Source organism: Tepidimonas sp., from assembly GCF_046292505.1.
GTDB lineage: Bacteria > Pseudomonadota > Gammaproteobacteria > Burkholderiales > Burkholderiaceae_C > Tepidimonas.
In genome coordinates, this window is the sequence record NZ_JBKBQX010000003.1 from 98,215 (window position 1) to 111,647 (window position 13,433).

At 69.5% G+C, this 13,433-nt stretch carries 14 protein-coding genes and 1 riboswitch; of the genes, 10 read left to right on the plus strand and 4 right to left on the minus strand.

What is annotated here, in order from left to right:
• The first annotated feature begins 6 nt into the window (after positions 1-6).
• A riboswitch (ZMP/ZTP riboswitch) is annotated at positions 7-149 on the plus strand.
• 46 nt (positions 150-195) lie between these two features.
• Together glyA and nrdR are read left to right on the plus strand one after the other, a co-directional pair.
• Positions 196-1,440: a serine hydroxymethyltransferase gene (glyA, locus tag ACK4TH_RS02860; RefSeq protein ID WP_409622403.1), complete on the plus strand. Its 1,245-nt coding sequence runs from the start codon at positions 196-198 to the stop codon at positions 1,438-1,440.
• A gap of 4 nt (positions 1,441-1,444) precedes the next feature.
• Positions 1,445-1,894 carry a transcriptional regulator NrdR gene (nrdR, locus tag ACK4TH_RS02865; protein ID WP_409622406.1) on the plus strand — a complete coding sequence of 150 codons (450 nt, stop codon included), beginning with the start codon at positions 1,445-1,447 and terminating at the stop codon, positions 1,892-1,894.
• Here nrdR and ACK4TH_RS02870 read toward each other — a convergent pair.
• On the minus strand, positions 1,863-2,894 hold the full coding sequence (locus ACK4TH_RS02870; RefSeq protein ID WP_409622409.1) for a sensor histidine kinase: 1,032 nt from the start codon (positions 2,892-2,894) through the stop codon (positions 1,863-1,865). The two genes, nrdR and ACK4TH_RS02870, sit on opposite strands and share 32 nt — an antisense overlap.
• Positions 2,895-3,047: 153 nt before the next feature.
• Here ACK4TH_RS02870 and ACK4TH_RS02875 point away from each other — a divergent pair, with 153 nt between their 5' ends.
• The 8 genes from ACK4TH_RS02875 to tolA all read left to right on the plus strand — a co-directional run bounded on the left by ACK4TH_RS02875 (position 3,048) and on the right by tolA (position 8,444).
• The gene (locus ACK4TH_RS02875; RefSeq protein WP_409622412.1) at positions 3,048-3,683 is read left to right on the plus strand and encodes a riboflavin synthase; all 636 of its coding nucleotides are present in this window, start codon (positions 3,048-3,050) and stop codon (positions 3,681-3,683) included.
• A 64-nt stretch (positions 3,684-3,747) separates the two neighbouring features.
• Entirely contained in the window at positions 3,748-4,902 is a 1,155-nt protein-coding gene (ribBA, locus tag ACK4TH_RS02880; RefSeq protein WP_409622415.1) for a bifunctional 3,4-dihydroxy-2-butanone-4-phosphate synthase/GTP cyclohydrolase II, read from the plus strand.
• Entirely contained in the window at positions 4,899-5,369 is a 471-nt protein-coding gene (ribH, locus tag ACK4TH_RS02885; protein ID WP_409622418.1) for a 6,7-dimethyl-8-ribityllumazine synthase, read from the plus strand. The genes ribBA and ribH overlap by 4 nt, the downstream gene beginning before the upstream one ends.
• A gap of 38 nt (positions 5,370-5,407) precedes the next feature.
• Positions 5,408-5,863: a transcription antitermination factor NusB gene (gene nusB / locus ACK4TH_RS02890; RefSeq protein ID WP_409622421.1), complete on the plus strand. Its 456-nt coding sequence runs from the start codon at positions 5,408-5,410 to the stop codon at positions 5,861-5,863.
• Between the two features lie 4 nt (positions 5,864-5,867).
• Positions 5,868-6,332: a tol-pal system-associated acyl-CoA thioesterase gene (gene ybgC / locus ACK4TH_RS02895; RefSeq protein WP_409622546.1), complete on the plus strand. Its 465-nt coding sequence runs from the start codon at positions 5,868-5,870 to the stop codon at positions 6,330-6,332.
• Positions 6,329-7,018, plus strand: a complete 690-nt coding sequence (tolQ, locus tag ACK4TH_RS02900; RefSeq protein WP_409622424.1) for a protein TolQ — start codon at positions 6,329-6,331, stop codon at positions 7,016-7,018. The genes ybgC and tolQ overlap by 4 nt, the downstream gene beginning before the upstream one ends.
• A gap of 36 nt (positions 7,019-7,054) precedes the next feature.
• Entirely contained in the window at positions 7,055-7,510 is a 456-nt protein-coding gene (locus ACK4TH_RS02905; RefSeq protein ID WP_409622427.1) for a biopolymer transporter ExbD, read from the plus strand.
• Positions 7,511-7,523: 13 nt separating this feature from the next.
• Positions 7,524-8,444 (plus strand): cell envelope integrity protein TolA, encoded by a 921-nt coding sequence (tolA, locus tag ACK4TH_RS02910; RefSeq protein WP_409622430.1) that lies wholly within the window; start codon positions 7,524-7,526, stop codon positions 8,442-8,444.
• Here tolA and dnaE read toward each other — a convergent pair whose 3' ends face one another.
• From dnaE to ACK4TH_RS02925, 3 genes are all read right to left on the minus strand, one after another.
• Positions 8,445-12,014 (minus strand): DNA polymerase III subunit alpha, encoded by a 3,570-nt coding sequence (dnaE, locus tag ACK4TH_RS02915; protein WP_409622433.1) that lies wholly within the window; start codon positions 12,012-12,014, stop codon positions 8,445-8,447.
• 42 nt (positions 12,015-12,056) lie between these two features.
• Positions 12,057-12,611: a flavodoxin family protein gene (locus ACK4TH_RS02920; protein WP_409622436.1), complete on the minus strand. Its 555-nt coding sequence runs from the start codon at positions 12,609-12,611 to the stop codon at positions 12,057-12,059.
• A gap of 96 nt (positions 12,612-12,707) precedes the next feature.
• Positions 12,708-13,430, minus strand: a complete 723-nt coding sequence (locus tag ACK4TH_RS02925) for a pirin family protein (RefSeq protein WP_409622439.1) — start codon at positions 13,428-13,430, stop codon at positions 12,708-12,710.
• Positions 13,431-13,433: the final 3 nt, after the last annotated feature.

The following is a 13,433-nucleotide window of genomic DNA, read 5'->3' on the forward strand; positions in this document are numbered from 1 at the left end:
TAAAATCGAATTGCGCGCGACTGGCGATAGGCCACGGGGCTGGCTGCGGCTCCGACACGATACATGGGCCGACGTGGACCACCACGGGGGAGCGCGCAGCACACCGTCACCTGCGGTATGCCGCCTCGCCGTTCGCCTGGGCAGCCCGTGAGGCGTGACCGCCGCCGCGGGTCCACCGACCACGTCAGGACTGCCATGTTCAGCCGCAACATCCTCATCGAACAGACCGACCCCGAGGTGTGGGCCGCCATCCAGGCCGAAAATGCCCGCCAGGAAGCCCACATCGAGCTGATCGCGAGCGAAAACTACGCCTCGCCCGCGGTGATGGCCGCGCAGGGCACGCAGCTGACCAACAAGTACGCCGAGGGCTATCCGGGCAAGCGCTACTACGGCGGCTGCGAGCACGTGGACGTGGCCGAGCAGCTGGCGATCGACCGGCTCAAGGAGCTCTTCGGCGCCGAGGCGGCCAACGTGCAGCCGCACTGCGGCGCCAGCGCCAACGAGGCGGTGTTCCTCGCGTTCCTCAAGCCCGGCGACACCATCATGGGCATGAGCTTGGCCGAAGGCGGGCACCTGACGCACGGCATGGCGCTGAACATGTCGGGCAAGTGGTTCAACGTCATCTCCTACGGCCTGAACGAGCGCGAAGAGATCGACTACGAGGCGCTCGAGGCCAAGGCGCGCCAGCACCGGCCCAAGCTGATCATCGCCGGTGCCAGCGCCTACAGCCTGCGCATCGACTTCGAGCGCATCGGGCGCGTGGCGCGCGAGGTCGGCGCGATCTTCATGGTCGACATGGCGCACTACGCCGGGCTGATCGCCGCCGGGGTCTACCCGAACCCGGTGCCGCACGCCGACGTGGTCACCTCCACCACGCACAAGAGCCTGCGCGGGCCGCGCGGCGGCATCATCCTGATGAAGGCCGAGCACGAAAAGGCGATCAACAGCGCCGTCTTCCCCGGCCTGCAGGGCGGCCCGCTGATGCACGTGATCGCAGCCAAGGCGGTGGCGTTCAAGGAGGCGCTCAGCCCCGAGTTCAAGGCCTATCAGCAGCAGGTCGTCCGCAACGCCCAGGCGATGGCCGAGACGCTGCAGCAGCGCGGCTTGCGCATCGTCAGCGGCCGCACCGAAAGCCACGTGATGCTGGTGGATCTGCGCGCCAAGGGCATCACCGGCAAGGAGGCCGAGGCGGTGCTGGGCCAGGCGCACATCACGGTCAACAAGAACGCGATCCCCAACGACCCCGAAAAGCCGATGGTCACGAGTGGCATCCGCCTGGGCACGCCCGCCATGACCACGCGCGGCTTCACCGAGGCCGAGGCGCGCCAGACCGCCCACCTGATCGCCGACGTGCTGGACGATCCGCGCAACCCGGCCACCATCGAGCGCGTGCGCGCGCAGGTCGCGGAGCTGACGCGGCGCTTCCCCGTCTACGGGTGATGCGATGAAGTGCCCCTTCTGCGGACACGCCGACACCCAGGTGGTGGAGACGCGCGAGTCCGACGACGGGGTGTTCGTGCGTCGGCGCCGCCGCTGCGGCGCGTGCGACCGGCGCTTCACCACCTATGAGCGCGCCGAGGTGACGTTCCCGCAGGTGGTCAAGAAGGACGGCCGGCGGGTCGATTACGACGCCGCCAAGCTGCGCGCGAGCCTGGCGCTGGCGCTGCGCAAGCGCCCGGTGAGCACCGAGCGGCTGGATGCCGCCATCGCCCGCATCGAGGAGAGGCTGCTGGCCGAGGGCGCGCGCGAGGTGCCGTCGCAGCGCCTGGGCGAATGGGTGATGCAGGAGCTGCGCGAGCTCGACCAGGTGGCCTACGTGCGCTTTGCCAGCGTCTACCGCAGCTTCGAGGACGTGGACGCCTTCAGATCGCTGATCGACGAGGTGCGGGGCTGACCGCGGTGTCGGCGCCGGCGCGGATCGGCAGACGCACCTGGGCGACGAACTCGCCCTCCGACTCGTACACGCGCAAACGGGCCTGCGTGTCGTAGTGCAGATCGAGCCGCTCGCGCAGGTTGGCCAGCGCCAGACCGTGTCCGTGGGTGTCCGCATCGGCGGGCGGCAGCGGGTTGCGCACGAACAGCACCAGGTGGTCGTCGTCGCGGAACGCCTCCACCGTGACACACGCCCCCTCGGGGCGGGGCTCGACCCCGTGGCGAACGGCGTTTTCCACCAGCGGCTGCAGGGTGAGCGGTGGCAGCAGCGCATCGGCCGGCGCCGTGTCCACATGCCACGCCACCCGCAGCCGCTCGCCCAGGCGCACCTGCTCCACGGCCAGATAGGACTGCGCCAGGGCCAGCTCCTCGCGCCAGGGTACCAGCGTGCGTGGCTCGGCCAGCAGGGCGCGGTAAAGCTCTGCCAGATCCTCCAGCATGGCTTCGGCACGCGCCGGATCGCGGCGGATCAACGCCAGCACGCCATTGAGGCTGTTGAACAAAAAGTGCGGGCGCATACGCGACTGCAGCGCCTGCAACCGCGCCTCCGACAAGGCAGGGGACAGGCGGTGGTGGCGCCAGTCGAAGTAGCCCGCGATGCCGCCCCAAACGGCCAGCGTGGCCACGACGACGGTGGGCGGGGCGGGCACTGCCAAACCCCAGCCCTGCAGCAGCGCGCGCCAAGCCAGCGCCGCCAGGACCGCGATCAGCGCGGTGATCAGCAGCGCCCGCCAGGGAGGGCAGCGCCGCAACCACGGCGACAGCAGCGCCAGCGCGGCGGCCACCGACAACAGCGTCGGCTCGAACAGCACGCCGGCAGTCAGCCAGCCCTGGAGGGTGGCGTCGGTGGGCGATGCCTCCAGCACCCACCACAGAGCACGCAGCCCCTCGGCCAGCAGCAGCAAGCGCCACTGTGCCCCGAGGTTGCGGAAGTCGGGGATGACAAACCGCGCGGCGGCCATACGATGGATGGGGTGCGGATTCCGGGGTCGGCAATGGCAAAGGGGCAGCGGGAAGGGCCGTGACGGCGGCGCGCCATTCGTGCCCGGCCGACCCGATGGTAACGCCCACCACCCGCGCCGACCACCCCCAGGCGAAACTGCGACAATCCGGTCATGTTCACCGGCATCATCACCCGCGTCGGGCGCATCGAGCGACACCAGCCCCTCGGCACCGGCGCCGACCACGGCCTGCGGCTGCACGTGGCCGCCGGGGCCGACTATCTGGCCGACGTGGCATTGGGCGACAGCATTGCCATCAACGGCGCCTGCATGACCGTCACGTCGCTGGATCCGTCGCAGGGGCTCTTTACCGTGGACGTGTCGGCCGAATCGCTGGCCCGCACCACGGGGCTCGATCGCCCCGGGGCGGTCAATCTGGAAAAGGCCATGCGCCCCGCCGACCGTCTGGGGGGGCACATCGTCAGCGGGCACGTCGACGGCGTGGGCACGGTCACCCGGCTGGCCGCCGTGGGCGAGTCCTGGAACCTGTGCGTGCTGGCCCCACCCGCCCTGGCCAAGTATCTGGCCTACAAGGGGTCGATCACTGTCAACGGGGTCAGCCTGACGGTCAACCACGTCACGGACCGGGCGGATGGCTGCGAGGTCAGCATCAACCTGATCCCGCACACGATGCAGCACACGGCGTTGGGCACGTTGACGGTCGGTGCACAGGTCAATCTGGAGGTCGATATGATTGCGCGCTATGTCGAGCGGATGCTGTCCCTCGCCACCGTGCCACCGCCCCTCTGACAGTGTCCGCGCGTCGCCTGCCGACCCCGCGGCCTGCTGCGCCGCCTCCCCGCAAACCCCCACCATGAGCACTGACCCAAGCGCTGCCGATGCGGTGGCCCCCATCGCCTCCGTGGAAGAGATCGTGGCCGAGCTGCGCGCCGGCCGGCTGGTCATCCTGGTCGATGAGGAGGACCGCGAAAACGAGGGCGACCTCGTCCTGGCCGCCGACCATGTGACCCCGGAGGCGATCAACTTCATGGCCAAGTACGGCCGTGGCCTGATCTGCCTGACCTTGACGCGCGAGCGCTGCGAGCAACTGCGCCTGCCGCCGATGGTGCCGCGCAATGGCACCAAGATGGGTACGGCCTTCACCGTATCGATCGAAGCGGCCGAGGGCGTGACCACGGGCATCTCGGCCGCGGATCGGGCCCACACCATCCGTGTCGCCGTCGCCGCCGGCGCCCGCCCGGACGATCTGGTGCAGCCAGGCCATGTGTTCCCGTTGCAGGCGGTGGACGGCGGCGTGCTGATGCGCGCCGGTCATACCGAGGCCGGTTGCGACCTCGCGGCGATGGCGGGCTGCACGCCGGCCGCCGTGATCTGCGAGATCATGAACGACGACGGCACCATGGCCCGGCTGCCGGATCTGCAGCGCTTCGCTGCGCAGCATGGCCTGAAGATCGGCACCATCGCCGATTTGATCGAACACCGCAGCCGCACCGAAAGCCTGGTGCGACGGGTCAGCAGCCGACCGTTGGCCACCGCCTTTGGCGAATTCAGCGCCCACGCCTACCGCGACCAGACCAGCGGTGGGGTGCATCTGGCGCTGGTCAAAGGCCAGTGGGGCCCCGACGAGGCGGTGCCCGTGCGTGTGCACGAGCCGCTGTCGGTGCTGGATGCGCTGGAGACCGGCCGCCGCATGCACTCCTGGAGCCTGGAGGCCAGCTTGCGCCATCTGCAACAGGCCGGCCGCGGGGTGGCGGTGCTGCTCAACTGCGGCGAATCGGCAGACCAGTTGCTGGCCCAGTTCGAGGGCACGGCCCGCTCGGCCCAGGCGCCGGAGCGTGGCCGCATGGACCTGCGCACCTACGGCGTGGGCGCCCAAATCCTGCGGGACTGCGGCATCCATCGCATGCAGTTGCTCGGCCACCCCCGCCGCATGCCCAGCATGACCGGCTATGGGCTGGAGGTGGTGGGCTTTTTGCACCCCCCAACCACGGAAGGAAACCCGACATGATGGGAGCCCACAAGGGCGATGGCCCGGCGCTGGACGGCCGCGGCCTGCGCATCGGCATGGTGCAAGCCCGCTTCAACCAGGGCATCACGGACGCGCTGGCGGCCGCCTGCCGCGACGAGTTGCGGACGCTGGGCGTGGCCGAGGCCGACATCGCAATCGAGCAAGTGCCCGGCGCGCTGGAAGTGCCCCTGGCCCTGCAGGCGATGGCCCAGAGCGATCGCTTCGATGCGCTGGTGGCGCTGGGCTGCGTGATCCGCGGCGAGACCTACCACTTCGAGCTGGTGTGCAACGAGTCGGCCGCCGGCATCACGCGCGTGGCGCTGGACCACCACATTCCGATCGCCAACGCCATCCTGACGACCGAGAACCTGTCCCAGGCCGTGGCCCGGCAGGACGAGAAGGCGCGCGACGCCGCCCGCGTGGCGGTGGAGATGGCGGCCCTGCTGCGGCGCTACCCGGCGGACTGACGCGCACGGCGCCCGCGCGGTCTGGGACAATACGGCCCATGACCAAAGCATCCGAAAAATCCGCCCGCACCCGCGCGCGGGAGTTCGCCCTGCAGGGGCTGTATCAGCACCTGGTGGGCCGCAACGACGCGCAGGACATCGACCTGTTCACGCGCGACCTCAGCGGTTTTCACAAAGCCGACAGCGCCCACTACGACGCGCTGCTGCACGGTTGCATCGCCGAAGGGGCCGAGCTGGATGCTCGGCTCGCCCCGCTGCTGGACCGCCCTGTGGCGGAGCTGTCGCCCATCGAACACGCGGTGCTGTGGATCGGCGCGTACGAATTCCTGCACTGCGTGGACGTGCCCTGGCGCGTCGTCATCAACGAATGCATCGAACTGGCCAAGTCGTTCGGCGGCACCGATGGGCACAAATTCGTCAACGGTGTGCTCAACCGGCTGGCGCCGCAAATCCGCGGCGACGAGGTGGCCCGTGACCCTGCCCGCCGCGGCTGAGGCGATGGATACCGCATCGGTACACTCCTGGCCCATTCGGGTCTATTGGGAAGACACCGACGCCGGCGGCATCGTCTACTACGCCAACTACCTGAAGTTCTTCGAGCGGGCGCGCACCGAGTGGCTGCGCGGGCTGGGCCTGGGGCAGCAGGCGCTGCGCGAGCGCACGGGGGGCATGTTCGTCGTCAGCGCCGCCGAGGCCCGCTATCTGCGCCCCGCGCGGCTGGACGACCGGCTGGACATCCGCACCCGCATCCGGGAACTCGGACGGGCCTCGCTGACACTGCAACAGCAGGCGTGGCGCACCGACCCGACGCCCGTGCTGCTGTGCGAGGGGACGGTGCGCATCGGCTGGGTGGAGGCCGAGGCGATGCGCCCGGGCCGCCTGCCCGCCGAGGTGACCGCGGCCCTGGCCCCGGCCTGGGCATCGAGCCGGCAGGCCGCCTCCGACAAGGACCTTTGCGCATGACGCATGACTTTTCCGTCATCGAGCTGATGCTCAACGCCTCCTGGGTGGTCCAGGCGGTGGTACTGCTGCTGATCGGCGTCTCGGTCACGAGCTGGGCGGCGATTTTCCGCAAGGTGTTCGCCCTCAAGCGGGTGCGGCGCCTGACGGATGACTTCGAGCGCGAGTTCTGGTCCGGCGGCAATCTGCAGGATCTGTACGCCGCCGCGGCGCGCAACGCGCGCGAGGGCAGCCCGATGGAGCGCATCTTCGCCAGCGGCATGCGCGAATTCCAAAAGCTGCGCGAGCGGCGCATCACCCAGCCCGACGCGCTGCTCGACGGCGCTCGCCGCGCCATGCGCGCCGCTTATCAGCGCGAGCTCGACGCCCTCGAAGTCAATCTGTCCTTCCTGGGTTCGGTGGGGTCCGTGTCGCCCTACGTCGGCCTGTTTGGCACGGTCTGGGGCATCATGCACGCCTTCACCGGGCTGGCGGCGCTGACCCAGGTGACGCTCGCCACCGTGGCCCCCGCCATCGCCGAGGCGCTGGTGGCCACCGCGATCGGGCTGTTCGCGGCCATTCCGGCCGTGCTGGCCTACAACCGGTTCGCGCACGACATCGACCGCCTGGCCAACCGGCTCGAGACTTTCATCGAAGAGTTCTCGAACATCTTGCACCGCCACGCCGGCGCGGCATCGGCCGGCCACTGATACGGGCACCGCTTTCCCGACTGGAGGACCGCTCGCATGCCCGCCATCGCCCCTCGCGGACAAGGCCGCCGCGCGATCACCGAGATCAACATGGTGCCCTTCATCGACGTGATGCTGGTGCTGTTGATCATCTTCATGGTGACCGCCCCGCTGATCGTGCCCAGCCAGGTCGAGCTGCCCAGCGTCGGTCAGGCAGCACGCCAGCCAGACCGTTTCGTGCAGGTGATCGTGGAGCGCGACGGCCGCCTGCGGCTGCGCGACAGCGCCCGCAGCAGCGGCGAGGCCGACGTGGTCACTCTCAAGGACCTGCCCGCCCGTGTGCAGGCCATTCAGGGCGCGCCGGGGGCTGACGGGTCGGTGAGCGTGCCGGTCATCATCAGCGGCGACAAGCGCGTCGCCTACGAACAGGTGATGCAGGTCATGGATGCCCTGCAGCGCGCAGGCGTGGCCCGCATCGGGCTGTCGGTGCAGACCGACGCCGCGCTCCGTTGACCCGATCCTTGCCATGCAGGCCACCGTCGACGAGTTGGACCTGAGCCCGCCGCCCACCCCGGGCGGCTGGGCGCCCTGGGCGCTGGCACTGCTGGCCCACGGGCTGCTGGCGCTGGCGCTGGCCTGGGGCTTGGCGTGGCAGCGCGAGACGACCACCGTCGCCTCGGCCGAACTCTGGTCGGCGCTGCCGCAGGTGGCCGCCCCGCGTGCGCAGGAGCCGCCCCCCGAGCCCCCAGCCCCACCCGCGCCTGTCCCCCCCGCCCGCCCCGCGCCGCCGCCCCCGCCGGCGGCAGAGCCGGCCCGCCGCGACGCCGACATCGCCGTGCAGCGCCAGCGCGAGGAGCAGCGGCGCCGCGACGAAGCCCGCCGCCTGGCGGAGCAACGCGCCGCGCAGGAGAAAGCCGAGCGGCTGGCCCAGGAGAAAGCCGCCCAGGAAAAAGCCCGGCGGGAGAAAGCCGAACGCGACAAGGCCGAACGCGAAAAAGCGCAACGCGAACAGGCTGCGAAGGCCAAAGCGGCGCAGGAGAAGGCCGCCCGTGAGCGCGCCGAGCGCGAGCAGGCGCAACTGGAGGCTGAGCGCCAGCGCAATCTGGAGCGCATGTTGGGCCAGGCCAACGCCACCGGTGGCGCGCAGGCCCGAGGCACGGCGGAGCGCGACGCGGGCCCGTCGGCCAGCTACGCCGGGCGGCTGGTGGCGCACATCCGCCCCAACATCGTGTTTGCCGACACCGTACCGGGCAATCCGCGCGCCGAGGTGGAAGTCCGCACCCTGCCCGACGGCACGATTCTGAGCAGCCGGCTCCTCAAGTCCAGCGGGCACCGCGCCTGGGACGACGCCGTGCTGCGCGCGATCGAACGCACCGCGCGGCTGCCGCGCGATGAAAACGGCCGCGTGCCCCCGACGCTGATCCTGGGTTTTCGGCCCAACGAGTGATCAGTCGTACACGACTTCGGCCCGCTGCTCGTGCGCCTGGGCCATCCAGCGCGCCAGGGCAGCGTCGCTCGGGTAGAAGCTGGCACGGTCATCCAGTTGCAGCTCGCAGCGCGCCGTCTCGCGCCAGATGGCCAGCCGCACCGGCAGCGCGCGCAGCAGCTCGCCGTGCTCGGTCATTTCGCGCTGCGGCGGAAAGTCCCGCACCAACGCGGCGATGTCCGGCGCCCGGCCATTGACCGCCACGCGCAGGTATTTGCCGAAACGGCAGCGGGCCGTCGGCAGATCCCACAATTGCTGCACCTTCAGCCGCAACCCGCCCGAGAATCGGTCCGGCTGCGCCTGCACCTGCGCGACGACCAGTTCGTCGTCTTTGAGCAGGTTGCGGTGGGCCTGGATCAGCCCCTCGTCGGCGGTGGCCTCCAGCACGGCGCTCTTATCGTCCAGTTTGAAGATGGCCACTTTGCCCCGCTGACCGTTGATGATCCGCAGATCGCCCACGATACCGGCGACCAGGAACGGCTCGCGGCCATCCACGACATCCGCCAGACGCACCTTGGCGAAGCGGCGCACCTCGGCCTCCACCTCGTCGAACAGGTGGCCGGAGAAGTAAAAACCCAGCGCAGCCTTTTCGTGCGCCAGGCGTTCCTTGACCCCCCAGGGCAGCGCATCGACCAGCGGCGGCGCCTCGGCGGCGCAGCCGTGCCCCCCGTCGCCCAGCGCATCGAACAACCCGCCCTGCTGGGCGTTGGCCTCCTGGGCAGCGGCCCACTCGAAGGCGCGGTCCAGCGAGGCCAGCAGCGCGGCGCGGTTGAGGTGCAGGCGGTCGAAGGCGCCGGCCTTGATCAGCGCCTCGACCGTGCGCTTGTTGACGCGGGAGCGGTCCACGCGCGAGCAAAAATCGAACAGGCTGGTGAACGGCCCCGCGACCTGCCCGCTGGGCCCCACGCCGCGGCCCTCGCGCGCCGCCACGATGGCGTCGATCGCCTGCTGGCCCGTGCCCTTGACTGCGCCCAGCCCGTATCGGATCTCGCGGTCGCTGACCGGCTCGAACCGGTAGGTCCCGCGATTGATGTCCGGCCCTTCGAAGCGGATGCCAAAGCCCTGCGCGTCCTCGACGAGCACCTTGAGCTTGTCGGTGTCGTCGAGCTCGATGGTCATGTTGGCGCAGAAGAACTCGGCCGTGTAATGGACCTTCAGCCACGCCGTGTGGTAAGCCAGCAGCGAATAGGCCGCCGCGTGCGACTTGTTGAAGCCGTAGCCGGCGAACTTCTCCATCAGGTCGAAGACCTCGTCGGCCTTGTCCTGGCTGATGCCGTTTTTGGCCGCGCCCTCGCGAAAGATTTCGCGGTGCTTGGCCATCTCCTCGGGCTTTTTCTTGCCCATGGCGCGGCGCAGCAGATCGGCGCCGCCCAGGCTGTAGCCGCCCAGCACCTGGGCGGTCTGCATCACCTGCTCCTGGTAGACCATGATGCCGTAGGTCTCGGCCAGCACGGGCTCCACCAGCGGGTGCGGGTACTCCACCGGCTCGCGGCCGTGCTTGCGCGCGACGAAGCTGGGGATCAGGTCCATCGGGCCCGGGCGGTACAGGGCGTTGAGGGCGATCAGATCCTCCAGCCGGGTGGGCTTGGCGTCGCGCAACATGCCCTGCATGCCGCGCGATTCGAACTGGAACACTGCCTCCGTGCGGCCCTGCTGGAACAGCTCGTACGTGGCGGCGTCGTCCAGGGGAATGCGCTCGAAGGCGAAGTCGCGCTGATCCGGGTGGCGCGCGACGATGAAATCCTTGGCCAGCTCCAGGATGGTCAGCGTCGCCAGCCCCAGAAAGTCGAACTTGACCAAGCCGACCGCCTCCACGTCGTCCTTGTCGTACTGGCTGACGGTGGAGGTGCTGCCGGGCTGCTGGTACAGCGGGCAAAAGTCGGTCAGCTTGCCGGGCGCGATCAGCACGCCACCGGCATGCATGCCCACGTTGCGCGTCAGGCCTTCGAGTTTTTGCGCCAGTTCGATGAGCTGGCGCACCTCCTCCTCTTTCTGCACGCGCTCGGCCAGCAGCGGCTCCATTTCGATGGCGTAGTTGTTTTTGTCGCCCTCTTTCTTGGGGTTGGGCGGGTACTGCAGCGTGACGCTCATGCCCGGCTTGTTGGGCACGAGCTTGGAGATACCGTCGCAAAAACCGTAGGCGAAGTCCAGCACCCGGCCGACGTCGCGAATCGCCGCGCGCGCCGCCATGGTGCCGAAGGTGGCGATCTGGCTGACCGCGTCCTTGCCGTACTTGTCCTTGACGTAGTCGATGACGCGGTCGCGGTTGGTCTGGCAGAAGTCGATGTCGAAGTCCGGCATCGACACCCGTTCGGGGTTGAGGAAGCGCTCGAACAGCAGGTTGTAGCGCAGCGGGTCGAGGTCGGTGATCTTCAACGCATACGCCACCAGCGACCCGGCGCCGGAACCCCGCCCCGGCCCGACCGGGCAGCCATGCGTCTTGGCCCACTGGATGAAGTCCGACACGATCAGGAAGTAGCCCGGAAATCCCATCTTGACGATGGTGTCGAGCTCGAAGTCCAGCCGCTGCAGGTAGCGCGGGCGCTGGCGGTCGCGCTCGGTCTCGTCCGGGTAGAGGTGCAGCAGCCGCTCCTCCAGCCCCTGGCGCGAGACGTGGCGAAAGTACGCCTCGGTGTCGAGCTGGCGACCGTCCACCGGCGGGATGGGAAAGTCCGGCAGGCGCGGCTTGCCCAGCGTCAGCGTGAGGTTGCAGCGGCGCGCGATTTCCACTGTGTTGGCCAGCGCCGAAGGCAGATCGGCGAACAGCGTCGCCATCTCGGCCGCGGATTTGAAGTACTGCTCCCGCGTGAAGCGCCGCACGCGCTTGGGATTGGCCAGGATTTCGCCTTCGGCGATGCACACACGGGCCTCGTGCGCCTCGTAATCCCCGGGGGCCAGAAACTGGATCGGGTGTGTGGCCACCACCGGCAGGCCCAGCCGCGCGGCCAGCGGCACCACAGCCTGTACGTGGCGCTCGTCGTCCGCCCGGCCGGCGCGCTGCACCTCCAGATAAAAACGGTGCGGGAACGCCTGCGCCAGACGCAAAGCGCATTCGGCGGCGCGTGCCTCGTCGCCGGCCAGCAGGGCATGCCCGACCGGGCCCGCCGCGGCGCCGGAGAGCAGGATCAGTCCCTCCGAGAGCGACTGCAGCCACGACCAGCGCACGAAGGCCTGGTCACGCACCACGCCCTGGGTCCAGGCACGGGCCAGCAGCTCGCACAGGTTCAGGTAGCCTTGGTGCGTTTGCACCAGCAACAGCACGCGCTGCGGAGCGGGCGCGGGCCCGCCAGCCGGCGGGGGGACGCGGGTGTCACCCTCCAGCCCTTCCAGGTTCACCTCGGCGCCCAGCACCGGCTTGACGCCGGCCGCCCGCGCCGCCTTGTAGAACTTGACGCCCCCAAACAGGTTGTTGAGGTCGGTGATGGCCAGCGCGGGCTGGCCGTCCGCGGCGGCGCGTTCGATCGCGTCGTCGATGCGCGTCGTGCCATCGACGACGGAAAACTCGGTGTGCAGGCGCAGGTGGACGAACATGCGCCCGATTGTAGGGAGCGGACCGCCGCCGCCCCCGGGTCTTCAGCCCCGCAGGCGGGCCGTCACCTCGGCCACGCGCTGGCCGAACAGGCGGGCGGTCTCCAGGTCGCCTGGCAGCATCTCCTGCGCGCTGGCATCCGATGGGGTGGTGGCCATCGCGCCGGCCGACGATCCGACATAGTTGACATCGTTGCGCTGGGCGGCCTTGGCGTTCGACGGCATCAGGCCGGTGCCCACCCAGATGCCGCCGTGCTGCATGGCCAGCGTAAACAGGTAGTGCAAGGTGGAGAGCTTGTCGCCGTTCATGGTCGCGCTGTTGGTGAAGCCGGCAAAGACCTTGTCCTTCCACTTCTGCACGAACCAGGCCTTGCTGGACGCATCGGCAAACTTTTTGAACTGCCAGCTCACGCTGCCCATGTAGGTGGGACTGCCCATGACGATGGCATCGGCCGCGTCGAGCTGTTCCCAGCCGCCTTCGGGCAGGTTGCCGTCGGCATCGATGGCCAGCAGTTGGGCGCCTGCACCTTCGGCGACGGCCTGCGCCATGCGTTGGGTGTGGCCGTAACCGGAGTGGTAGACGACGACGATGTGAGGCATGAGAAAACTCCTTGAGGTCGATGAACGGCCCCCAGCAGGGGGGGGTGGACGATCACCGGGGGGTGATCGGAAACAACGGGCGCCGGCGCGCCACCATCAGCGCGCCAGATCGAACAGCAACACCTCGGCATCCTCGCCATCGGCGAGGGTGACGGCCGCCTCGTCGGCGACCATGGCCGCATCCCCGCGGCCGAACGGCTGACCGTTGATGGCGATGCGCCCGCGCACCACGTGCACATAAGCCAGCCGGCCGGGGGCCAGGGCATGCGTCGCCGACTCGGCACCGTCGAACAGGCCGGCGTACAGCGCCGCGTCCGCGTGGATGCGCACCGGCGGATCGTCGGCGCTGGCCAAGGCCTCGGCCCGCTGAACCGGCACCGCGATCGGCCACAGCCGCCCGCGCTTGCTGGCCGCGGAAAAGGCCTTCTGCTCGTAGCCGGGCTCGATACCGCGCACATGGGGCTCGATCCAGATCTGCAACAGATGCGTCGGGCCCTGGGCATGGTTGAACTCGCTGTGCATCACGCCACGGCCGGCGCTCATGCGCTGCACCTCGCCGGCGCGGATCGTCTCGACATGGCCCATGCTGTCGCGGTGCGCCAGCTCGCCCCCGAGCACATAGGTGACGATCTCCATGTCCCGGTGCCCGTGCATGCCGAAGCCGGCCCCCGGCGCAATGACGTCTTCGTTGATCACGCGCAGGTTGCCCCAGCCCATGTAGCGGGGATCGAAATAACCGGCAAACGAAAACGAATGGTGGGTCTGCAACCAACCGTGGTCGGCGTAGCCCCGCTCCTGACTGGCGCGCTTGGCGATCATGGC

Coding starts and splice junctions, on each gene's coding strand:
- glyA (WP_409622403.1), top strand. CDS start 196: ATGTTCAGCCGCAACATCCTCATCGAACAGACCGACCCCGAGGTGTGG.
- nrdR (WP_409622406.1), top strand. CDS start 1,445: ATGAAGTGCCCCTTCTGCGGACACGCCGACACCCAGGTGGTGGAGACG.
- ACK4TH_RS02870 (WP_409622409.1), bottom strand. CDS start 2,894: ATGGCCGCCGCGCGGTTTGTCATCCCCGACTTCCGCAACCTCGGGGCA.
- ACK4TH_RS02875 (WP_409622412.1), top strand. CDS start 3,048: ATGTTCACCGGCATCATCACCCGCGTCGGGCGCATCGAGCGACACCAG.
- ribBA (WP_409622415.1), top strand. CDS start 3,748: ATGAGCACTGACCCAAGCGCTGCCGATGCGGTGGCCCCCATCGCCTCC.
- ribH (WP_409622418.1), top strand. CDS start 4,899: ATGATGGGAGCCCACAAGGGCGATGGCCCGGCGCTGGACGGCCGCGGC.
- nusB (WP_409622421.1), top strand. CDS start 5,408: ATGACCAAAGCATCCGAAAAATCCGCCCGCACCCGCGCGCGGGAGTTC.
- ybgC (WP_409622546.1), top strand. CDS start 5,868: ATGGATACCGCATCGGTACACTCCTGGCCCATTCGGGTCTATTGGGAA.
- tolQ (WP_409622424.1), top strand. CDS start 6,329: ATGACGCATGACTTTTCCGTCATCGAGCTGATGCTCAACGCCTCCTGG.
- ACK4TH_RS02905 (WP_409622427.1), top strand. CDS start 7,055: ATGCCCGCCATCGCCCCTCGCGGACAAGGCCGCCGCGCGATCACCGAG.
- tolA (WP_409622430.1), top strand. CDS start 7,524: ATGCAGGCCACCGTCGACGAGTTGGACCTGAGCCCGCCGCCCACCCCG.
- dnaE (WP_409622433.1), bottom strand. CDS start 12,014: ATGTTCGTCCACCTGCGCCTGCACACCGAGTTTTCCGTCGTCGATGGC.
- ACK4TH_RS02920 (WP_409622436.1), bottom strand. CDS start 12,611: ATGCCTCACATCGTCGTCGTCTACCACTCCGGTTACGGCCACACCCAA.
- ACK4TH_RS02925 (WP_409622439.1), bottom strand. CDS start 13,430: ATGATCGCCAAGCGCGCCAGTCAGGAGCGGGGCTACGCCGACCACGGT.